The sequence below is a fragment of the Pseudomonas sp. L5B5 genome (genome assembly GCF_020520285.1).
Classification (GTDB): Bacteria; Pseudomonadota; Gammaproteobacteria; order Pseudomonadales; family Pseudomonadaceae; genus Aquipseudomonas.
The window spans coordinates 1,830,096-1,851,470 of the sequence record NZ_CP084742.1; the positions used below are offsets into that span (position 1 = coordinate 1,830,096).

General features: G+C 66.6%; 18 protein-coding genes and 1 pseudogene. 8 read left to right on the forward strand and 11 right to left on the reverse strand.

Features of this window, described 5'->3' with window-relative positions:
- Positions 1-253: 253 nt before the first annotated feature.
- From LGQ10_RS08285 to LGQ10_RS08320, 8 genes and pseudogenes are all read right to left on the reverse strand, one after another.
- Entirely contained in the window at positions 254-760 is a 507-nt protein-coding gene (locus tag LGQ10_RS08285) for a hypothetical protein (RefSeq protein ID WP_226525263.1), read from the reverse strand.
- A complete protein-coding gene (locus LGQ10_RS08290) occupies positions 757-1,659 on the reverse strand; it encodes a PhzF family phenazine biosynthesis protein (protein ID WP_226525264.1) in 903 nt (300 codons plus the stop codon). Before LGQ10_RS08290 ends, LGQ10_RS08285 begins: the two co-directional genes overlap by 4 nt.
- A 204-nt stretch (positions 1,660-1,863) precedes the next feature.
- Entirely contained in the window at positions 1,864-2,586 is a 723-nt protein-coding gene (locus tag LGQ10_RS08295; protein WP_226525265.1) for a hypothetical protein, read from the reverse strand.
- A gap of 154 nt (positions 2,587-2,740) precedes the next feature.
- Entirely contained in the window at positions 2,741-3,805 is a 1,065-nt protein-coding gene (locus tag LGQ10_RS08300) for a 2,3-butanediol dehydrogenase (RefSeq protein WP_226526116.1), read from the reverse strand.
- Positions 3,806-3,893: 88 nt separating this feature from the next.
- Entirely contained in the window at positions 3,894-5,006 is a 1,113-nt protein-coding gene (locus tag LGQ10_RS08305; RefSeq protein ID WP_226525266.1) for an acetoin dehydrogenase dihydrolipoyllysine-residue acetyltransferase subunit, read from the reverse strand.
- Entirely contained in the window at positions 5,006-6,019 is a 1,014-nt protein-coding gene (locus LGQ10_RS08310; RefSeq protein ID WP_226525267.1) for an alpha-ketoacid dehydrogenase subunit beta, read from the reverse strand. The genes LGQ10_RS08305 and LGQ10_RS08310 overlap by 1 nt, the downstream gene beginning before the upstream one ends.
- Positions 6,020-6,124: 105 nt before the next feature.
- Complete coding sequence (locus LGQ10_RS08315) at positions 6,125-7,102, reverse strand: thiamine pyrophosphate-dependent dehydrogenase E1 component subunit alpha (RefSeq protein ID WP_226525268.1); 978 nt, start codon at positions 7,100-7,102, stop codon at positions 6,125-6,127.
- A gap of 21 nt (positions 7,103-7,123) precedes the next feature.
- Positions 7,124-8,203: pseudogene (locus tag LGQ10_RS08320) on the reverse strand (ATP-NAD kinase family protein).
- 333 nt (positions 8,204-8,536) lie between these two features.
- Between LGQ10_RS08320 and LGQ10_RS08325 the strand changes: the two are divergent.
- Both LGQ10_RS08325 and LGQ10_RS08330 read left to right on the forward strand, forming a co-directional pair.
- Positions 8,537-10,405, forward strand: a complete 1,869-nt coding sequence (locus LGQ10_RS08325) for a sigma-54-dependent Fis family transcriptional regulator (RefSeq protein WP_226525270.1) — start codon at positions 8,537-8,539, stop codon at positions 10,403-10,405.
- A gap of 207 nt (positions 10,406-10,612) precedes the next feature.
- The gene (locus LGQ10_RS08330) at positions 10,613-11,260 is read left to right on the forward strand and encodes a TetR/AcrR family transcriptional regulator (protein ID WP_226525271.1); all 648 of its coding nucleotides are present in this window, start codon (positions 10,613-10,615) and stop codon (positions 11,258-11,260) included.
- A 37-nt stretch (positions 11,261-11,297) separates the two neighbouring features.
- Here LGQ10_RS08330 and LGQ10_RS08335 read toward each other — a convergent pair whose 3' ends face one another.
- Complete coding sequence (locus LGQ10_RS08335; protein ID WP_226525272.1) at positions 11,298-12,323, reverse strand: AraC family transcriptional regulator; 1,026 nt, start codon at positions 12,321-12,323, stop codon at positions 11,298-11,300.
- A gap of 171 nt (positions 12,324-12,494) precedes the next feature.
- On the opposite strand from LGQ10_RS08335, the gene LGQ10_RS08340 reads away from it, so the two are divergent.
- Both LGQ10_RS08340 and LGQ10_RS08345 read left to right on the forward strand, forming a co-directional pair.
- Positions 12,495-13,346 carry a 3-hydroxybutyryl-CoA dehydrogenase gene (locus LGQ10_RS08340; protein ID WP_226525273.1) on the forward strand — a complete coding sequence of 284 codons (852 nt, stop codon included), beginning with the start codon at positions 12,495-12,497 and terminating at the stop codon, positions 13,344-13,346.
- Complete coding sequence (locus LGQ10_RS08345; RefSeq protein WP_226525274.1) at positions 13,339-13,935, forward strand: TetR/AcrR family transcriptional regulator; 597 nt, start codon at positions 13,339-13,341, stop codon at positions 13,933-13,935. The genes LGQ10_RS08340 and LGQ10_RS08345 overlap by 8 nt, the downstream gene beginning before the upstream one ends.
- Positions 13,936-13,944: 9 nt before the next feature.
- On the opposite strand, the gene LGQ10_RS08350 is transcribed toward LGQ10_RS08345, so the two are convergent.
- Together LGQ10_RS08350 and LGQ10_RS08355 are read right to left on the reverse strand one after the other, a co-directional pair.
- Positions 13,945-14,580: a response regulator transcription factor gene (locus LGQ10_RS08350; RefSeq protein ID WP_058434227.1), complete on the reverse strand. Its 636-nt coding sequence runs from the start codon at positions 14,578-14,580 to the stop codon at positions 13,945-13,947.
- Positions 14,577-16,424: a PAS domain S-box protein gene (locus LGQ10_RS08355; RefSeq protein WP_413247592.1), complete on the reverse strand. Its 1,848-nt coding sequence runs from the start codon at positions 16,422-16,424 to the stop codon at positions 14,577-14,579. The genes LGQ10_RS08350 and LGQ10_RS08355 overlap by 4 nt, the downstream gene beginning before the upstream one ends.
- 176 nt (positions 16,425-16,600) lie before the next feature.
- On the opposite strand from LGQ10_RS08355, the gene LGQ10_RS08360 reads away from it, so the two are divergent.
- The 4 genes from LGQ10_RS08360 to LGQ10_RS08375 all read left to right on the forward strand — a co-directional run bounded on the left by LGQ10_RS08360 (position 16,601) and on the right by LGQ10_RS08375 (position 21,334).
- Positions 16,601-18,223 carry an acyl-CoA synthetase gene (locus LGQ10_RS08360; RefSeq protein WP_226525276.1) on the forward strand — a complete coding sequence of 541 codons (1,623 nt, stop codon included), beginning with the start codon at positions 16,601-16,603 and terminating at the stop codon, positions 18,221-18,223.
- A gap of 103 nt (positions 18,224-18,326) precedes the next feature.
- On the forward strand, positions 18,327-20,099 hold the full coding sequence (locus tag LGQ10_RS08365; RefSeq protein ID WP_058434230.1) for an acyl-CoA dehydrogenase C-terminal domain-containing protein: 1,773 nt from the start codon (positions 18,327-18,329) through the stop codon (positions 20,097-20,099).
- A gap of 111 nt (positions 20,100-20,210) precedes the next feature.
- Positions 20,211-20,624: an LIC_13387 family protein gene (locus LGQ10_RS08370; RefSeq protein ID WP_058434231.1), complete on the forward strand. Its 414-nt coding sequence runs from the start codon at positions 20,211-20,213 to the stop codon at positions 20,622-20,624.
- 101 nt (positions 20,625-20,725) lie between these two features.
- Positions 20,726-21,334: a hypothetical protein gene (locus LGQ10_RS08375; protein ID WP_058434233.1), complete on the forward strand. Its 609-nt coding sequence runs from the start codon at positions 20,726-20,728 to the stop codon at positions 21,332-21,334.
- Positions 21,335-21,375: the final 41 nt, after the last annotated feature.

Below are 21,375 nucleotides of genomic sequence, written 5' to 3' on the forward strand. Positions count from 1 at the left end.
ATTTTTCCTAAGGCTGAGCGCGGGACAACACGAGCGATGTCGAAAAAAGGCAGAAAGCTTATGCCTGCCGCCGCCAGGGTACAAACCCGGGACACTCAAGAAAGCCTTGCCGAAACCGTAACAATCACCGCCAAGCCCCGTGTTTGCGCGGTTTACCCCACGGAGCCGGACGAGGCTGCGACCATCTGACGCAACAGCCGAAACAAGGCAGCGGCACGCTTGCCGCTGCTTCTGGTACTCGAGCGGACACGCCTCACTCCTGCAGCTCATCGCCTTGCAGGTTGAGGGTGTAGTGCTTGAGCGGCGTCTTGAAGTAGGCCAGGCCTTCGCCGTTGACCTTGCCCCTGAGGACGATCTTGCTGATCGAGTCGGCAATGTCATCGTCTTCATTTTCGGCGCTGATCGTCGCTTCGATGCATTCGCCAGGCTTGTAGCCCTGGGTGCGAACGATCAGGTTGAGGTCGACGTAGTGGTCGGCCTCCCCTCCCACGACACGATGATCACCGGGCCCCTGGGTCCAATAGATTTCAACCACCTTGCCGGGTGACGGCGTGGCCGGCAGGGTGCATGAGGCCTGGATGGCAATCACCGTCGCGCCGGGTGCGCGCGCCGGGTTCGCTGGTGCCGCAGGATCGCTGCCTGGTGTCTTGCCGGGCAAGGTCACCGGGTGGGGTTGCGGCTTGATCGGTGCGGTGTCGGCAACGCACAGCAACGGGTTGAAAACCAGGGCGCCCACCAGGCCAGCGCACAGCCGGTTCATGGACGCCCCGGTTCAGTGGCCGAGGAGGCATGGCCGCACTGGCGAACGTTTTCCGGAAGACGACCCAGGCGCCCTTCGATGCACGTCTGCGCCGTGCCACCGATCCACACCTCGTCGCCCACCTGCTCCACCTCGATGCACCCGGCGCGCCCCATGCTCAGTCCCTGGCTGACACGGTAGCGCGACGGCGCCAGCCCCGCCCCGAGCAACCACTGGGCAATGCCGGCGTTCAGGCTGCCGGTGGCCGGGTCCTCGAGCATGCCGTCGCCGGCGATGAAGGCTCGCACCTCGAACTGCGCATCGGTGTCGTCGCGCAGAGAGTCACAAGGCGCGATCACCCCCACCGCCAGCCCGGTCAACGCCGGGTAATCCGGCTGCAGTTCCAGCACCTGCTGACGCTTGGCGAGCATCACCGCCAGCCAGCCGGCGCCATTGTCGACCCACTGGGCCGCGACGATCGCCCCGGGGGCCAGGCGCAGGCCCAGGCGCACCTGTTCCAGCAGTTCGGCCGCCACCGGCCCGGAGCGCAACAAGGGCGGTGCCAGGAATGCCAGCTGCCGCTCCTGGCGGCGAATGCGCACCAGGCCTACCGCGCATTCCTGGATGATCTCCTCACCCTGGGGCACGCCACCGGACTCCAGCCAGGCGTGGCAACTGCCCAGGGTCGGATGGCCGGCGAACGGCAACTCCTCCTGGGTGGTGAAGATCCGCAGGCGATAGTCGGCCCGCGGGTCGCGAGGCTTGAGGATGAAGGTGGTTTCGCTGAGGTTGGTCCAGTTGGCGAAGGTCGCCATCTGCTTCTCGTCGAGTTCGTCGGCATCGAACACCACGGCCACGGGATTGCCCTTGAAAGGCGTGGAGCTGAAGACATCGACCTGCTTGAAGCCCAGGGAACTCATGGGTCGTCCTGTTGGTGTTCTTGTGGGACCGCGAGTCTACGCCCCCACGCCCACCTCGTGTAGCCGCTGCCGCAGGCTGCGCACGGCACCGCAGGGGTCGCGGGGGTCGAGGCCTGCTGGAGATTCTCATGCAAGGCCCTGCGGGCCTTCGCGCAGCCTCGCCGTGGCTCGACAGCGGCTACAGGCCCACGCTGCTGGCGCGGCCTACTGTACCGGCAGGAAATTCATCAGCAACAGGCTCTGCGCGTAGTTGAGCCCCACCCGCCGGTAACGCTCGTCGAGGATCTGCGTCAGCAAATCCAGGCGCGCCACGATCTTGCCGAACTCCACGGCAAAACTCAGGTTGCTGCCCTCCTCCGATATCTCGTTGGAGAACAGCAACAGTACCCCCTGGGCATCCTGGCGCTGGCCGAGCATCCAGGTGGCTTTCTCGATATTGCGCGCCGCGTTGCTGATGAATTGCGGATCGAGGGCGTCGGTCATGTAGAACTCGGTACGCCCGCCATGGGCGGTCACCAGCATGCTGCCGATGGCATAGATGAACGCCCCGACCCGATCGCCCTGGAACTCCGGGCTCAGGGAAAAACTCAAGGCCGCCAGGTCCCGGCGATCGCCCAGGGCCGGCAGCGGCTGGCGCTTCTCGATGGCATTGCGAATCTCCCGCTGCGCCGTGGTGCCATCCGGATAACCGGACTTGCGCCACTGGCTGGGGTTGCGCAGGTAGAGCTTGCCCATCAGCAGGTACAGGCTCTGCAGGTTGTCGCGCATGCCGATGGTGGCCATGCGGTCGACACTGGTCTGGAAGAACTCGTCGGCCTTGCCGTTACGAAACTGGTTGGCGATATCGCGCCCTTGCTGCTGGGTGCAGCCAGTGACGCCGAGCAGCAACAGGCCCGCCAGGAGCAGCGGCTGAAGCCGGGTTTGCATCGTGCAAGAAGAAGGAGCGTAGGCCATCGGCACCGGGTCGGAATTCACGGGCTGCAACGGGGATCGTCACAGCCAGGCCTGCTCATAGAACGCGAAACTGTAAAAAAGTGCGATGGCCGCTGCCGGCCATCGCCAAGACGCCCGCTGGCGGGCGCTAGAGCAGGCCTGGTGAAACGATGATCTTGACGTTGTGCTCCTTGTTGTTGACCAGCTCTTCGAAGCCCTGGCCGACGATGTCCTCCAGCTGGATGCGCCCGGTCACCAGCGGCGTGATATCCAGGCGGCCATCGGCGATGAAGGCGATCACGTCGGCGAACTCGCCGTTGTAGGCCAGGGCCCCCAGCAGCTGTTTCTCGGTGGCCACCAACTCGAAGAAGTTGAACTCGCTGGGCTCTTCGAAAATCCCCACCAGCACGCACTTGCCGGCCTTGCGGATCAGGTCGATGGCCAGCTTGGCGGTGTGCTTGTTGCCGATGCACTCAAAGCTGACATCGGCCCCCAGCCCGCCGGTCAGGCGCTTGACCTCGGCCAGGGCGTCGCATTCCTTGGGATCGAGCACATGGCTGGCGCCCACCTCCAGGGCCTTGGCCTTGCGCGCACCGGACATTTCCAGGGCGATCACCTGGGCCGCGCCTGCGGCCTTGGCACACATGATGGTGCACAGGCCGATGGTGCCGGCGCCGACCACCACCACGTTCTGCCCGAGCAAACTGCCGGCCTTCTTCACCGCGTGCATGCCCACCGCCAGCGGCTCGATCAGGGCCCCGGCCTCGGCGGGAAAGTTGTCCGGCAAGGCGTACAGCAGGTTGGCCGGCACGTTGACCAATTCAGCGAAGGCGCCGTTGTTCATCAGCCCGGTGAAGGCCAGGTTTTCGCAGATGTTGTACAGCCCATGGGTGCAGTAGTAGCAGGTGCCGCAATGCTGGCAGGCGTCCGCCGCCACCGGCTGGCCAACACTGAAACCCCGGACCCCTTCACCGAGGGCAACGATCTCGCCGCAGAACTCGTGGCCGAGGATGCACTGGCCCTTGATCCCGGTCAGCGGGTGCGGCGCCTCCACCGGAATGAACACCGGCCCGGCCACGTATTCGTGCAGGTCGGAGCCGCAGATGCCGCACCAGTCGACGCGGATCTGCACCCAGCCGGCAGGCGGCGCGTCGGGCAGCGGCACGTCCTCGACGCGGATATCGTGGCGGCCGTGCCAGACCGCGGCGCGCATGCTGGCAACAGGCTTGAGGGAAACACTCATCGTGGCTTCTCCTGATTGTCGTAGAGCTGCGACGGCCCCCTGGCCGCCGCAGAAAACCTCAGTGCTGCTGGATGAAGTCGAGGATCAGGCGGTTGACCTGTTCCGCGCTTTCCATCTGCACCATGTGCCCCTGCCCCGGCAGCACCTCGATCTGCGCCTTGAGATCGGCGCTGTGGCTCACCGGGATGATCCGGTCGTCGCTGCCCCAGATCACCAGCACCGGCTGCGCACCGTCCTGCACTACCGGCCGCAGGTCAGCCTGCTGGCGGCCGTCGGCGAACAACGTGCCCGCCAGTTGCCCAAGGGCCGCCTGCACCCCTTCCAGGCGCTTGTACTTGAGCATGTCGTCGAGCATCTGCCGGTTCACCAGCTCGGCATTGGAGAACAGTTGCACCAGTTGCGGCTTCAGCGCATTGCGGTTGCCCGCCTCGACAAAGCCTTGCAGGTAGTCGCCGTTGATCTCGCGGCCCAGCCCGGCGCTACCGATCAGGGTCAGGGAGCGCACCCGCTGCGGCGCCAGCCGAGCGGTGTTGAGGGCCACCGCACCGCCCATGGAGTGGCCCACCAGATGGGCCACGGGGATGTCCAGGTGATCCAGCAGCGCCAGCAGCACTTGGCTCAACTCGTCCAGGTCGCCCCGTTGCAGGACCTTGGCCGATTCGCCGTGGCCCGGCAGGTCGAGGGCGATCACCCGGCGCCCGGCTGCCAGGGCTTCGTGGTTGAACAGCCAGTTGTTGAGGTCGCCGCCGAAACCGTGCACCAGCAGCAGCGGCGTGCCGCCTTCACCACGCTCGAAATAACGGATCAGCCGGCCGCCGATTTCGACCTTCTGCGGCGCCGGGCCGCTGTCTTCGTCGGCGCTGTCGCCGGGCACGAAGCTGGCCTGGAACTGCTCGATCACCGCGTCGATCTCGGCGTCGCTGGCCTCGCCTTCCACCACGATGCCCAGCAGCGCGCCCACTGCCAGGGTCTCGTCCTGGCGGGCGATCTGCCGGCGCAGGATGCCGGAGAACGGCGCCTCGACGCTGCTGGAGATCTTGTCGGTCTCCACGTCCAGCACTTCATCGCCCTTGCTGATGCTCTGCCCCTCTTCCTTGAGCCAGGCATCGACCCGGCCTTCGGTCATCGACAGGCCCCACTTGGGCATGGTCAGGGTATGGATCTGGCTCATCAGCGGCTCCACTCGATCACGGTGAGCACGGCGTTCTCGATCTTCGCCGCGTCGGGGATGTACAGGTCTTCCAGGACGTCGGAGAACGGCACTGGCGTATGGGGCGCGGTGACCATTTCGATCGGTGCCTTGAGGGCGGCGAAGGCTTTCTGCGCCACCAGGGCCGAGATGTCGGTGGCCATGGAGCAGCGCGGGTTGGCTTCGTCGATGACCACAAGACGCCCGGTCTTCTCCACGCTTTCCAGGATGCTGTCTTCGTCCAGGGGGCTGGTGGTGCGCAGGTCGATCACCTCGCAATCGATGCCGCGCCCGGCCAGGGCGCGGGCCGCCTCCAGCGCGGTGTTCACCGTGCGCCCGTAGGACACCAGGGTCACGTCCTTGCCGTCGCGCAGGAAGTTGGCCTCGCCGAAGGGAATCGCGTAGGACTCTTCCGGCACTTCGCCCTGCAGGCTGTAGAGCAGCTTGTGCTCGCAGAAGATCACCGGGTCGTTGTCGCGGATAGCCTGGATCAGCAGGCCCTTGGCGTCGTAGGGCGACGACGGGCAGACCACTTTCAGCCCGGGGATGTGGGTCCACAGCGAGGTAAGCATCTGCGAGTGCTGGGCTGCGGCGCGCAGGCCGGCGCCGACCATGGTGCGGATCACCAGCGGGGTCTGGGCCTTGCCGCCGAACATGTAGCGAAACTTCGCCGCCTGGTTGAGGATCTGGTCCAGGCAGCAGCCGGCGAAGTCGACGAACATCAGCTCGCACACCGGGCGCACGCCACGGGTGGCGGCGCCGACCGCGGCGCCGACGTAGCCGATCTCCGACAACGGGGTATCCAGCACCCGCCCGGGGAACTGGTGGTAAAGGCCCTTGGTCACCCCGAGCACACCGCCCCAGGCATCGTTGTCGCCGGGGGCGCCGGCACCGCCGGCCACGTCTTCACCCATGATGAACACGCTGGGGTCGCGACGCATTTCCTGGGCCAGGGCTTCGTTGATGGCCTGCTGGTAACTGATTTTTCTCGCCATGATGATGGTCTCTTGTTGTTCTTGGAGGAGGCTTTAGAACCTGTTCACGATCTAGCGAGCGACGCTCAGGGCACATGCGCCGAGCGGCAGATCGCGGGCAGGTGCTCAGGGGTAGGCGACATACACGTCGCTGAGCAGATCGGCCGGGCTCGGTTTGGGATCGCTTTTGGCCTTGCGCACCGCGTCCTCGATCAGCGCTTCCACGTCGGCATCGATCTGGTCCAGCTGGCTGGCCTGCACCAGGCCCGAACGGGTGGTGCGTTCGCGGAACTGCATCAGGCAGTCGTTGTGCTCGCGGTAATGCTTGACCTCGTCGGGGGCGCGGTAGGTCTGGGCGTCGCCCTCGAAGTGGCCGTAGTAGCGGGTCAGCTTGACCTCGATCAGCGACGGCCCCTCCCCGGCCCGAGCCCGTTCCACGGCGGCGCCGGCGGCTTCATGCACGGCGAAGAAATCGAAACCGTCCACCGTCACCCCGGGCATGCCGAAGCCGGCGGCGCGGTCGGCGATGTGGTCGCAGGCCACCGACCAGTTGGACGCCGTGGCCTCGGCGTAACCGTTGTTCTCGGCGATGAACAGGCACGGCAGGTTCCACACCGAGGCCATGTTCATGGCCTCGAACACCGCGCCTTCGTTGGAGCCGCCGTCGCCGAAGAACACCACCGACACACCGTCGGTGCCTTGCAGCCGGGCAGCCAGGGCCGCGCCCACCACCAGCGGCGCCCCGGCGCCGACGATGCCGTTGGCGCCGAGCATGCCCTTCTCGAAGTCGGCGATGTGCATGGAGCCGCCCTTGCCCTGGCAGACCCCGGTCTTCTTGCCGTAGATCTCGGCCATCATCCCGTAGACGTCCACGCCCTTGGCGATGCAATGACCGTGGCCACGGTGGTTGGAGGCAATGCAATCGTCATCGCGCAGGTGGGCCATGACCCCGGCGGCCGATGCCTCCTCGCCGGCGTAGAGGTGGACGAAACCAGGGATCTCGCCGGTAGCGAACTCCACGTGCAGGCGCTCTTCGAAAGCGCGGATGGTGCGCATCACCCGGTAGGCGTGCAGCAGTTGGTCAGAGGTCAGGGGTGTCGACATTTTTATTCTCCAGGGGTGTCTTCAGGCTGAAGGTTCTCGGGGTGTTGCCGGTGATGGCGGTCGATGGCCAGCAGGCGCTGGCGCGCCGCGTGTTCCAGGACCGCATTGACGTCGATGCTCAGCGGGCCGCCGGCATCCAGGGTGACCGTGGGCCGATCACCGGGGTTGAACTCGATCTCGCGCTCGCCATCCAGGGCCAGGGTGCCGGCGCTCAGGCACAGGGGCTGGGGCACATCGGCTTGCAGGTAGCCGGCCTCCAGCACCCCGCAGCCCTGCAACAGGCCGGGAGCCAGGGGCACCAGCAGCGCCTCGGGGGATTGCGGGTCCAGGCGCATCCAGGCGCCGTGGGGGGCCTGGCGAGTGACCGGCAGCCACAGCCCGCACAGGGCGGAAATACCGATGGACTGCGGCTCGGCAAAGGTCACGAAGACCTGCGCCAGGTCGCTGGCGCGGCTGATGGCCCGGGCCCCGACAAAGGTCAAGGGCGACACCGCCACGTCCACCAGGGCCACCTCCCGCAGGCCCCTGGACGGCTCGCGCACCAGCAGGCGCTTGTTGCGTCGCAGGGCAATTTCGCGGGGCACCCGGCCGCTGGCGTAGAGCCCGCCGGCCAGCCCGGCGCTGGTGGCTTCGCGCAGCTCTGGAAAGGCGTTGTTGGTGCCGGTGGACAGGGTCAGCAGCGGGATATCGCCGACCTCGGCGGCCACCGCCTTGTGGGTGCCGTCGCCACCGAGCACAGCAATCAGCGCCACCCCGCGTTCAGCCATCCAGCGGGCCGCCTGGCGGGTGTCCTCAACGCTCTGGCGCAGGGTCAGGTCGAGGAACTCCAGGGCCGGCCAGTGCTGCTCCCGGGCCTGGCGGCTGTGGCTGTTCTTCTGCACCGCGGCGGCGATACCGGTCATGTCGGTGGGCATCAGCACCTGCTCGATGCCGGTGGCGCCGAAGGCCGCCAGCAGACGCTGGATCACCGAGACCTTGTCGGTGCTGGAGAACAGCCCGGCATTGGCGGTCAGGCGGCGCACATCACGCCCCGAAGCCGGGTTGGCAATGATGCCCACGCTCAGGGGACGGCGGTTCATGGGTTGACCCCGGGCGGAACACAGGCAGGAGAAAACATCGGGCACCTCGTTCTTGTTCTTAGATGGGCCAGTCGGCGTTGGATGCCGAGGGCTGGTTGCCAGGAGCCAGAGCAAGGCCAGTGCCAGTTGTCGATAAAGTCGTGAAAAGGCCCATCGCAGAGCGGTTTCTGCGCTCCTGCCCGGGTGCCGGGAAACCCCATGGCTGAGACATCGCATGTCAGGCTGCACGGCGCCCTGGCAAGACCCTGAGACGTTGCGTCTCAACCCCACCGCCGGGCCAGCCGGTGCTTGTCCAGGTGCGCGGATCGGCGCTTAATGCGTGCACAACGATAAGAAGCTGCAACCGGAGGCCTTCATGCTTTCCGCACATTCAAAAGCCCATGTGGACTGCGTCAGCCGGGTCCTGAAAAACGCCGCGCACCTGCCCCAGGCGCCGGTGCCGAGCCTGATCCTCGATTCCTGGCGCCGCTCCATGGAGCAGCACCATCTGGACCCCGGCTCGCTGCAGGGGCCGCGCATCCTGTCCGAAAACGTGCTCAAGGAATGCCGCGAGCGTTCCGAGCTGTTCCTGCGCATCGCCAGTGAAGAGGTGGCCCGCCTGCACGGCCGGGTGCGCGAGGCCGACTACTGCGTGCTGCTCACCGACGCCCAGGGCCAGACCATCGACTACCGCGTGGAATCCACCCTGCGCAACGACTGCCGCAAGGCCGGCCTGTACCTGGGCACCTGCTGGTCGGAGGGTGAAGAAGGCACCTGCGGCGTGGCGGCGGTGCTCACTGCCCGCGCGCCAGTCACGGTGCACAAGCGCGACCACTTTCGCGCTGCATTCATCGGCCTGACCTGCTCCGCCGCCCCGGTGTTCGATCCCCAGGGCGGACTGCTGGGGGTGCTGGATGTGTCGGCGGTACGTTCTCCGGACGACCGCCGTTCCCAGCACCTGATCCGGCAGATGGTGGTGCAGAGCGCGCGGGAGATCGAGCAGGCGTTCTTCATGAGCAGCGCCCAGGGCTACTGGGTGCTGCGAGCCCATGCCAGCCCGGGTTATGTCGACAGCCAGCCGGACTTGCTGCTGGCCTGGGACGACGACGGCTGCCTGCAGGCACTGAACCCGGCGGCGCGCCACTACCTGCTACGGCGCCACGGGCAACTGCCCCGGCATATCGGCCAAGTGTTCGATGCCCAGTTGCTGCACCGCGCCCGGGACCAGGCACTGTGGCCGCTGAACGCTGAACTGCACGGACGCCTGCAAGCCCCCCGGCTGCGCCCCAGCCGCCCACGCCTGACACTGGCTGGCGAGGTACTCGACCCCAGGGTGGAGCAGAGCCTGCGCCTGGCGGTGCGGGTCAAGGACCGCCACCTGCCGGTGCTGGTCCAGGGCGAGACCGGCTCCGGCAAGGAAGTCTTCGCCCGCCAGTTACACCAGGCCAGCCAGCGCCGGGACCGGCCCTTTGTCGCGGTGAACTGCGCGGCCATCCCGGAAAACCTGATCGAGAGCGAACTGTTCGGTTATGTCGCCGGAGCCTTTACCGGCGCCTCCAGCAAGGGCATGCAGGGCCTGCTGCAACAGGCCGATGGCGGCACCCTGTTCCTCGATGAAATCGGCGACATGCCCCTGGCCTTGCAGAGTCGCCTGCTGCGGGTGCTGGCCGAGGGTGAAGTGGCACCATTAGGCGCCGCGCAGCGCAAGTCGGTGGACATCCAGGTGATCTGCGCCACCCATCGCGACCTGGAAGCGCTGGTGGCCGCAGGCAGCTTTCGCGAGGACCTGTATTTCCGCCTGGGCGGCGCGCGTTTTCAACTGCCGCCCCTGCGCGAACGCAGCGACCGGCTGGCGCTGATCACCCGGATTGTCGAAGAGGAATCCAAGCGCTGTGGCGCGCCGGTACAACTGGGCGACGAGGCCCTGGAATGCCTGCTGGGCTACCGCTGGCCAGGCAACGTGCGCCAGCTGCGGCATGTGCTGCGTTATGCCTGTGCGGTATGCGAAGGGCCACTGATCCAGCTGCATGACCTGCCCGAGCAACTGCGTGGCGCCGCAACCCCAGGCACCCTGCCCGCCCCGCAAACCGTCACCAGCCCCGAGCGCCAGGCCCTGCTCGACGCCCTGGTGCGTCACCGCTGGAAACCGCTGGCGGCGGCCAAGGCCCTGGGCATCTCGCGGGCGACCCTGTATCGCCGAGTCCAGCAACACGGCATCCAGATGCCCGGACGCAGTCCGGCATGAGGACCGGCGACCTGGATCGACGGCCTGGCACGGACCGCTCCACCCTGGAATCTTCACCCTGGATTCGGGTGGTTTCGTCCATTGGTCGCGGATGCTTTTGGCCAGGAAATTACCTATGCTGGCGGCTCACAAGGAAGTCCTCTTCCCCCGACAGGCAATCCAAAGATTCCCTCCATTCCTATGCATGACTCTCGACTCCCCCCATCCATGGCAGCAAGCGGCAAATCCGGCAGTCCCGCACGACGAGGGCGCCCCCTGGGCAACCACGAGGAGAAACGCGCAGAGCTGCTCAAGGCGGTGGTCGCCGTGGTGGCCCAGGAAGGCTACATCGGCACCTCCATGCGGCGCGTCGCGCAATATGCCAACTGCACCACCGGCGCGGTGACCTACTACTTCGCCAACAAGGAAGAGATGATCGCCGCTGCCGCGCAGGATCTGTTCGACCAGTTCGACGCCATGCTCGCCCGCGAAGCCGCCAAGCCGCGGGTGGACATCAAGACGATCATTTCCAGCTGGCTGAGCTGGGGCAAGGGCGGTGAGGCCAACGCCTTGCTCGCGGCCCTGTTCCACCTGCTGACCCACGCCCGCCACGAGCAGTCCCTGGCCGATATCTTCCAGCACCGCTACGCCTGCTTTCGCTCGTCGTTTGCCACGATGCTGGCCAAGGGTCAGGCCCAGGGCGACATCCGCGACGATATCGATGCCCAGTTGCTGGCCGACCAGATCTGCGCCATGGGCGACGGCTGGAAGATGGTCCAGCCGATGGAGCCTGCGCGCTTCGCTCCCGAACGCCAGGAAGCCCTGCTCGACGCGGTGGTGATCCTGGTGTCTGCGCAAAACAACCGCAGCCGGTAACCCCCGCCGCACCGTCAGGGAGCCTGTGCCCTGGCGGCTATCCCGCCCCAGGGGCGCCGGGCTGGAACCGCGCACGGTAGCGACCAGGGCTTTCCCCGATCCACTTCTTGAACGCTCGATGAAAAGCGCTGGGTTCCTGGAACCCGGTGAGTTCGGCGATCTCGCCGATGCTGACCGACGACCGTCGCAACAGGTCCACCGCCACTGCGCGACGGACCTCATCCTTGATTTCCTGATAGGCGCCACCTTCGCGCTCCAGGCGCCGGCGCAACGTACTCGGGCTCATCTGCAATTCCCGGGCGAAGGCTTCCAGGGTCGGCCACTGGCTGTAGTGGCTTGCGCGCAGGCGCTGGTGCACCTGGGTGGTGAGGCCGTGCTGATTGCGAAAACGGATCACCAGCCACTGCGGCGCACTGCGCAGGAACACCTTGAGCGAGGCCAGGTCCTGGACCACTGGCAGGCGCAACAAGCGGCTGGCGAACTCGATCTCGGTACGCCCGGCATTCCAGGTCAGGTTGCTGCCCCACAGCAACGGGTCGTCGTCGAGGCTGAGGCGGCCATGGCGAAAATCCGCGCGGTCGATGGGGATTCGCCGGCCACCCAGCCAGCACAGCAGGCTGATGATCAGCACCAGCAGGGTTTCCTCGGCGTAATGAGCCCGTAACGGATCACCCCCCCGGCTCTCGAGGCTGATCACCGCACGCTTGCCACGCACACTGAGGCTGGCGCGCAGGTCTTGCAGGAACAGGCCGAAGTTGCCCAGGCACTGGCGCAGGGCCTTCTCCAGGTTCGGCTCCTGGATCAGCCCGCGGCAGATCAGCGCAAAGGCCCCTGGCGGCAGGCCGTGGGAGTCGAGCTGGAAGAACTCGTCCTGCAGCTCGCGGATCTGCATCAGCCACAGGGCTGCAAAAGCACTGCCGGGCACCCGCGCCCGAGGCTGTTCGAGCAGCGCAGGATCGATCCCGGCCTCGCTCAAAAGGGCTGCCAGGCGCTGCGGTCGCTGTTGCAGGGCGTGGGTCATGACCCGCAGGTAATAGGCCGCGACCGAATCGGTGTCACGCATCTGGCAGCTGTCCTCCGGCAATGGCCGCTGTGGCAAAAAACGCCAGCACGGTTGACCGCTTTCGGCATAGTCCGCCCCCCTGCAGGGGCCCTAGACTCGCGCTCGACAATGGGCCGTGCAAGGCATGGCCGCCATGCTCCGCGAAGGCAACGAACAAAGGAAGAGCTGAAGATGAATCTTGCGAACATCGGTGTGATCGGCGCCGGCACCATGGGCAACGGCATTGCCCAGGTCTGTGCCCAGGCGGGCTTTGACGTGACCCTGCTGGACATCGCCCAGGGCGCCCTGGAAAAGGCCCTGGCCACCATCGGCAAGAACCTCGACCGGCAAGTGGCCAAGGGCGGCCTGAGCGAAGAGCAGAAGCTCGCCGCCCTGGCCCGCATTCGCATCAGCACCGACTATGCCACGCTCAAGGAAGTCCAGCTGGTGATCGAGGCGGCCACCGAAAACCTCGACCTCAAGCTTCGGGTCCTGCAGCAGATCGCCGCCCAGGTCAGCCCCGAGTGCGTGATCGCCTCCAACACCTCGTCGCTGTCGATCACCCAATTGGCGGCCAGCGTCAGCGCCCCGGAACGCTTCATCGGCCTGCACTTCTTCAACCCGGTGCCGGTGATGGGCCTGATCGAGGTGATCCGTGGCCTGCAGACCAGCGATGCGACCCATGCCCTGGCCATGGACATGGCCCAGCGCCTGGGCAAGACCGCGATCACCGCCGGCAACCGCCCGGGTTTCGTGGTCAACCGCATCCTGGTGCCGATGATCAACGAGGCGATCCTGGTGTTCCAGGAAGGCCTGGCCAGCGCCGAGGACATCGACGCCGGCATGCGCCTGGGCTGCAACCAGCCGATCGGCCCGCTGGCCCTGGCCGACCTGATCGGCCTGGACACCCTGCTGGCGATCCTCGAAGCCTTCTACGACGGCTTCAACGACAGCAAGTACCGCCCCGCGCCGCTGCTCAAGGAAATGGTCGCCGCCGGTTACCTGGGCCGCAAGACCGGCCGTGGTTTCCATACCTATGGCTGAGCGTTGCTCACGCTTTGCCGAAAGCCGCGACAAGGCCCTGGAGCTGTTCGCCAGCAAGGGCTTCGGCCAGGTGGGCATGCGCGAGCTGGCCAGCCACCTGGGCCTGACGCCGGGGTCGCTGTACCACCACTACCCGAGCAAGCAGCACCTGTTGCTGGACCTGATCGAGGAGTTCTTCGACGAGCTGCAGGGCACCCTCAAGCGCCTGCAGCGGCGCAAGCTCTCGGGCGGCTGCCTGGCGGCGCTGATCCGCGCCCACCTCAAGCTGCACCGCGAGTTGCCACGGCACTTTCGCCTGGTGGAGCGCGACAGCGGCTGCCTGAACCCCGACCAGCAGTTGCGCGTCGAGCAATTGCGCGAAGGCTACGAACAGCAATTGTTGCAGCTGTTGGGCGCGCCTGCCGGGCAAGGAGAAGCGGCGCGTCGGGCCACCGCCCATGCGGTGGCCAATCTGCTCAATACCGCCCCCAGCTGGTTCCAGGGGCAACCCCTGGGCGAACGCGAGCGCGAAGCCTTGCTGGAGAGCCTGCTCAGCGGCGCCATCGAACGCCTGCTGGGCACCAGCCCGAGCCACAGCGCCGTGGCCTGAGGCCAGGCTTCAGCGCAATTGCAGCGGATCCACCAGGCCGGCGGCGATGGCCATGCCCACCAGCTCCGGCAGATGCTCGGCCTGCATGCGCTTCATCACGCGCGAGCGGTACAGATCGATGGTCTTGATGCTGACCCCCAATTGCTCGGCGATCTCGCGGTTGGCATAGCCCTGCACCAGCGGCAGCAGCACATCCTTTTCCCGTGGCGTCAGGCTCTCCAGGCGCTCCAGCACCCGGGCCTGCCCAGCACTCTGGCGCTGGCGGTTGCCGCCGCGGTTCAGGGCCTGCTGCACGCTGTCCAGCAACAGCTGCTCGTTGTAGGGTTTCTCGATGAAGTCCACCGCCCCGGCCTTGAACGCGCGGACCACGATAGGCACGTCGGCATGGCCACTGACAAAGATCAGCGGCAGGTCGATATCCCGCTGGCGCAGCTCTTCCTGGACGTTCAACCCGCCCATGCCGGGCATGCGCACATCCAGCAGCACGCAGGCATTGCGGCTCGGGTCACAATGCTCGAGGAACTCGCGGCCACTGGTGAAGGCCACGGCCGCCAGGCCCACCGACTCCAGCAGCCAGACCGTGGAGTCGAGCATGGCCGGATCGTCGTCCACCACGTACACCAGCTGCTGCGTTGCACTCGTCATGACCTTGCTCCTGTGTTCGGGGAAGTGGATGAATCGGCCTCGACCGGGGCCGTGGCCGGCAGCCGGCAATCCATGCGCAGGCCAATGGCCTGGGGCCGGGCCTGCAAGTCGCCACCGAAACCCTCGACGATACTGCGGCTCATGGACAAGCCCAGCCCCAGGCCATTGGCCTTGCTGGTGTAGAACGGCGTGAACAGCTGCGGCAACTGGACCTCGGAGACACCGGGGCCCTGGTCGCTGACACTGATCAGCACCCCGCCCTCGGCACTGGCCACGGCCTCCAGGATGATCTGCGAAGCCTGTTGCCCATGCACCTCGCGGTTGGCCTCGATGGCGTTGCGCAACAGATTGAGCAGCACCTGCTCCAGGAGCACCCGGTCGGCATGGACCGGCGGCAGGTCATCGGCCAGTTGCAGGTCGATCACCACCTGGCAGGCCTGGGCCTCCCAGGCACACAGGCGCACGGTTTCCCGCGCCACTTCGGCGATGTCCAGGGCCTGGACCCGGCGCCCGCCCTTGCGCAGGAAACCCCGCAGGCGCTTGATCACCTCGGCGGCATGGGTCGCCTGCTCGACAATGCGCTCCAGGCCCTGGGCGACCTTTTGCGCGGCCTGGGGCTGCTGGCCAAGATTGTGCAAATAACGCTGGCTGGCGTTGGCGTAGTTGACCACCGCCGCCAGCGGCTGGTTGATCTCATGGGCGATGCCCGAGGCCAGCTCGCCCAGGGTCACCAGCCGCGCGGTATGGGCCAGTTCGTCCTGGTGATGGCGCTGCTGGGCCTCGCGCAGTTCGCGCTCGCTCTGGTCATGGGCGACCAGGGAATAGAAACGCTCGCCACTGGCCGCGCGATGCGCCAGGAGCATCAGCGACACCGGCACCGAGGCGCCCCCTGCCAGCGGTTGCAGGCGCGTCTCGATGCTCCAGCGACCGGTACGTTGGGCCAGGCTCCAGCCCTCGGCCTGCAAGCGTTGCAGTACCTCCGGGGAAAGCATCGTCGACAGCGCCGGCAGTGCCTGCCCTGGCTCCAGGCCCAGGGTGCGTCGGGCGGCAGGGTTGAGGTAGGTCACGCTGCCGGCGGGCTGGACGAACAGCACCGGGTCGGGATTGGCCTCCACCACCTCGGCCAGGCGCCGCTTGTTCTCTTCGGCCTGGACCCGGGCGGTGATGTCCCGGGACACCGCCACCACCTCCACCACGGCCCCGGTATAGGTCTCGCGGATCGCCCGGCAGGCGGTCTCGAACCACAGGTAATGCCCCTCGCGATGGCGAATGCGGAACGTCATGGTGTGGTAGCCATCCTGCTCCAGGGCATCCCGGGCACGCCGCATCAACCCGGCCAGGCCCCGGCTGTGCAGCAGGCTGCGGGCCAGCAGGCCGCGCAGCTCCTCGGGCCAGTAGCCGAGCAAGGTCCAGGAGGCAGGCGAAGCATCGAGGAAGCAGCCATCGGGGGTATGACGGGAAATCAGGTCGGTGGTGTTTTCGGTGATCAGTCGGTACAGGCGCCGGGCCTTGGCCGATTCGCGTTCGGCCCGCACCTGGGCCGTGGCTTCGCGGCAACGGGCCAGGACGTGATGCCGCAGGGGGTCGGGGATAAAGGTCCAGAGCAGGATACGCTCGCCCCACTGGGCTTCGACGTCCTCGATGGCTCGTTGCTGGTCCAGGCAGGCCCGGACCAGGGCAGGCAGATTGACCGGCAGCAGCGACGCAACATCAAGCACTGGCGCATCATCCAGCCAGTCGCGCAGGGCCGGGTTGAAGTCCAGGGGCCTGGCCTCGGCATCCAGCAGCAGGCTGGGTTGCGGGTCGTGGCCCAGCCAGCGGCTCAAGTGGGGAGAGCTTTGCATCATCGATGCACCTATGAAGCATCAGGGAAGAATATATAGTATTAATACTATACAACTCAGGTATTACTTCCATATTTATCTGCAAACAGTATATAAAAGCCTCCGGATAAGTCACCGAGGTTCCAGCAGGCTCCTCGGTCAATAGAGCTAACAATCAGCCACCGGGTGCCCGAACCATGTCCATCTACGAGCAAGGCCTAGCGCCGTCTGCCGTCAACCACATCGCCCTTTCGCCCCTGAGCTTCATCGAGCGTACCGCCGCGGTCTATCCCGACTACCCGGCGGTGATCCACGGTTCGATCCGTCGCACCTGGGCCCAGACCTACAGCCGCTGCCGACGCCTGGCCTCGGCCCTGTCCGGCCGCGGGATCGGCAAGAACGACACCGTGGCGGTGATGCTGCCCAACATCCCGGCGATGCTCGAGGCGCATTTCGGCGTGCCGATGATCGGCGCGGTGCTCAATGCCCTCAACGTGCGCCTGGACGCCGAGACCATCGCCTTCATGCTGGCCCATGGCGAGGCCAAGGTGCTGATCGCCGACCGCGAGTTTCATGAAGTGATCCAGGCCGCCGTGGCCATGCTCGACCACCCGCCGCTGGTGATCGACCTCGACGACCCGGAGTACGGCGAGGGGCAGCCGGTCAGCGACCTGGACTACGAGGCCTTCCTGGCCGAGGGCGACCCGGAGTTCGCCTGGCAGTGGCCGGATGACGAGTGGCAGGCCATCGCCCTGAACTACACCTCGGGCACCACCGGCAACCCCAAGGGCGTGGTCTACCACCACCGCGGCGCCTACCTCAACGCCCTGGGCAACCAGATGACCTGGGCCATGGGCAACCATCCGGTGTACCTGTGGACCCTGCCGATGTTCCACTGCAACGGCTGGTGCTACCCCTGGACCATCACCGCCCTGGCCGGGGTCCACGTGTTCCTGCGCCGGGTCGACCCGCAGAAGATCCTCAACCTGATCCGCGAGCACCAGGTCAGCCACCTGTGCGGCGCACCCATCGTGCTCAATGCCCTGGTGAACATGCCGGAATCGGCCAAGGCCGCCATCGATCACCCGGTCAACGCCATGGTGGCCGGGGCCGCGCCACCGGCCAAGGTGATCGGCGCCGTGGAAGAAATGGGCATCAGGGTCACCCACGTCTACGGCCTGACCGAGGTCTATGGCCCAGTGACCCTGTGCGCCTGGCACGCGGCCTGGGACGCCTTGCCCCTGGAGCAGCGTGCACAGATCAAGTCACGCCAGGGCGTGCGCTACCCGACCCTGGAAGGGGTGATGGTGGCCGACCCGAAAACCCTGGAACCGACCCCCCGGGACGGCCAGACCATCGGCGAGATCTTCATGCGCGGCAACACCGTGATGAAGGGTTACCTGAAGAACCCCAGCGCCACCGCCGAAGCCTTCGAGGGCGGCTGGTTCCACACCGGCGACCTGGGTGTGACCCACCCGGACGGCTACGTGGAAATCCGCGATCGCCTCAAGGACATCATCATTTCCGGGGGCGAGAACATCTCCACCATCGAAGTCGAAGGCGTGCTCTATCGCCACCCGGCGGTGCTGGAAGCGGCGGTGGTGGCCCGGCCCGATGAAAAATGGGGCGAGACGCCCTGCGCCTTCATCACCCTCAAGGCCGACCACCAGGACGTGCGCGAGGCCCAGATCATCGCCTTCTGCCGCGAGCACCTGGCGGGCTTCAAGGTGCCGCGAACCGTGGTCTTCAGCCAGCTGCCCAAGACCTCCACCGGCAAGATCCAGAAGTTCGTCCTGCGCGACATGGCGAAAAACCTCTAGCCTGAACTGACAGCGGCCCGCAGGCCTGGCGCCTGCGGGGCCTTGGGTTTTATCCCATGCCACCTGTGCTTTCCCTTCCTCCCCCAGCTCGAGGACCCTTGCAATGCCCGAATTCAACGCTCCCCTGCGCGACATGCGCTTCGTCCTCCACGAAGTATTCAACGCCCCCAAGCTCTGGGCTCGCCTGCCGGCCCTGGCCGACACCGTGGACGGCGACACCGCCGATGCGATCCTTGAAGAAGCGGCCAAGGTCACCGGCAACTTGATCGCCCCGCTCAACCGCAGCGGCGACGAGGAAGGTGCCACCTGGCACGCCGGCCAGGTGCGGACCCCGGCCGGTTTCAAGGAAGCCTATGCCACCTATATCCAGGGCGGCTGGGTCGGCCTGAGCGGCAACCCGGCCTATGGCGGCATGGGCATGCCGAAGATGCTCGCGGTGCAGTTCGAGGAAATGCTCTACGCCGCCAACTCCAGCTTCGCCCTGTACTCGGCCCTGAGCTCCGGCGCCTGCCTGGCCATCGACGCCCATGCCAGCGAAGAGCTCAAGAACCTCTACCTGCCCCCGATGTACGAAGGCCGCTGGGCCGGTTCCATGTGCCTGACCGAGGCCCATGCCGGCACTGACCTGGGGATCATCCGCACCCGCGCCGAACCCCAGGCCGATGGCAGCTACCGCATCAGCGGCAGCAAGATGTTCATCACCGGCGGCGAACAGGACCTGACCGAGAACATCATCCACCTGGTGCTGGCCAAGCTGCCGGACGCCCCGGCCGGGCCCAAGGGCATCTCGCTGTTCCTGGTACCCAAGATCCACGTCGACGCCAACGGCAACCTGGGCCAGGCCAACGCCGTGAGCTGCGGCTCCATCGAGCACAAGATGGGGATCAAGGCCTCGGCCACTTGCGTGCTGAACTTCGACGGCGCCAGCGGCTGGCTGGTGGGCGAGGCCAACAAGGGCCTGGCGGCGATGTTCACCATGATGAACTACGAGCGCCTGTCCATCGGTATCCAGGGCATCGGCTGCGCCGAGAACTCCTACCAGAATGCCCGCACCTATGCCCGTGAGCGCCTGCAGAGCCGTGCCCCGTCGGGGCCAGTGGCCAAGGACAAGGTGGCCGACCCGATCATCAATCACCCGGACGTGCGGCGCATGCTGCTGTCGATGAAGGCCATGACCGAAGGCGGCCGCGCCTTCGCCTGCTACGTCGGCCAGCAGCTGGACCTGGCCAAGTTCGCCGACCAGCCCCATGAGCGGCAGAACGCCGAAGCCCTGGTGGCGCTGCTGACCCCGGTGGCCAAGGCGTTTTTCACCGACAGCGGCCTGGACAGCTGCGTGCTGGGCCAGCAGGTGTTCGGCGGCCACGGCTACATCCGCGAATGGGGCCAGGAGCAACTGGTGCGCGACGTGCGCATCGCGCAGATCTATGAGGGCACCAACGGCATCCAGGCCCTGGACCTGCTGGGACGCAAAGTGGTGGCCAACGGCGGCGTGGCCCTGCGCCTGTTCACTGGCGAGATCCGCGCCTGCGCCGCCGTTCCCGGTGCACCCTATAGCGCCCAGTTGCTCGATGCCGTGCAACGCCTGGAAGACCTCAGCGACTGGCTGCGCGAGCAGGCGATACAGAACCCCAACGCCGTGGGCAGCGCCTGCGTCGAGTACCTGCAGCTGTTCGGCTACGTGGCCTATGCCTACCTGTGGGCGCGCATGGCCCAGGTGGCCGGGCACAAGCGGGCCGAGGACGAGGGTTTCTACAGCGCCAAGCTGGGCACCGCGGATTTCTACTTCAGCCGCCTGCTGCCGCGCATCCTTGGCCTGGAACAGAGCATCCGGGCCGGCAGCGCGTCGCTGTTCAGCCTCGCCGACGCGCAGTTCTGACGCACCGGGCAGGGCGCGCCACGCCCTGCCCCACCCCACGACACAGGCAGGTGCAAAATCCCCGGCGCCCCGGCATACTCCGCGCCCCTGCCCACCCTCCAAGGACGAATCGTGTCGGCACCTGCCCTGCTCCTCGCCGGCTCAGCCATCGTGCTGCTGCTTGGCAGCCTGCACCTGATCTACACCTTCGCCACCGACAAGTTCCAACCCCGCGATCCGGCCCTGGCCGAACGCATGCGCCAGGTATCGCCGATGATCACCCGCCAGACCAGCCTGTGGCGTGCCTGGGTCGGTTTCAACGCCAGCCATAGCCTGGGGGCCATGCTGTTCGGCCTGGTCTATGGCTACCTGGCCTGCTGGCATCCGGACCTGCTGCAACAGGCCCCGGGGCTGCTGTATATCGGCGGGACGTTCCTTGCCGGACTGTGGTTCCTGGCCCTGCGCTACTGGTTCCGCATCCCGTTGGTGGGCATCAGCCTGGCCCTGCTGCTGTTCGGGGCTGGCACGCTGCGGCTTTTCAGCTGACTGCCCCTATGCAGCAACCCAGGCCCTGCCCGACACGCATGAATCCCGCAGCCCCTGCGCCGCACATGGCCGGGGGCGAACCTGCCACTTCGAGTTTGCCCATGTCCCGTCTGTACACCTTCTGGTCCCGGCTCTACTACCCGCTGTGCTGGATCGCCGTCGCCGCGCTGCTGGCGACCATGATCCGTTGCAATCTGCACCTGATCGTTCCCCGGGAGGTTGGCGGCACCCTGTTCGGCGGCTCCATGGGTTTCATGTTGTACCTGGGTGGCTGGGCGCTCAGCGTCCTGTGCCTGGGCCTGGCCGTGCTGACCCGGGTGCCCGGCGCCCGCCTGGCCTGGATCACCGGCGGGCTGGTGCAGTTGCTGCTGGGCCTGTGGTGGCGAATCCACTACCCGGATGATGCAGAGGGCAACCTGATCTTCAGCATCCAGGCCCGGGAGTTGGATTATGTGATGGCCTTCGGTTTCGCCCTGGTCTACAGCGGCGTCTACCTGTTGCGCCAGCAGCGGTTCAAGCCACGCCCCCACGCCAACGCCCACGAACTGTCACTACGGATCCTGTGGGTGGTGCTCCTGGCGGGCTTCTTCATCCCTCCGTTGGTCAGTGCCAGCAAGCCGCCCCTGCCGCATTGTGCCTTCAACAAGGCCGGCGAGCAGTTGAGCGCGTGCCTGCTGGGTACCCCGGAGGAACGGGTGATTGTCGACTGACCGTCGCCCCGGCCTCTTTCTTCCTGTTCTCGACCTTGCCG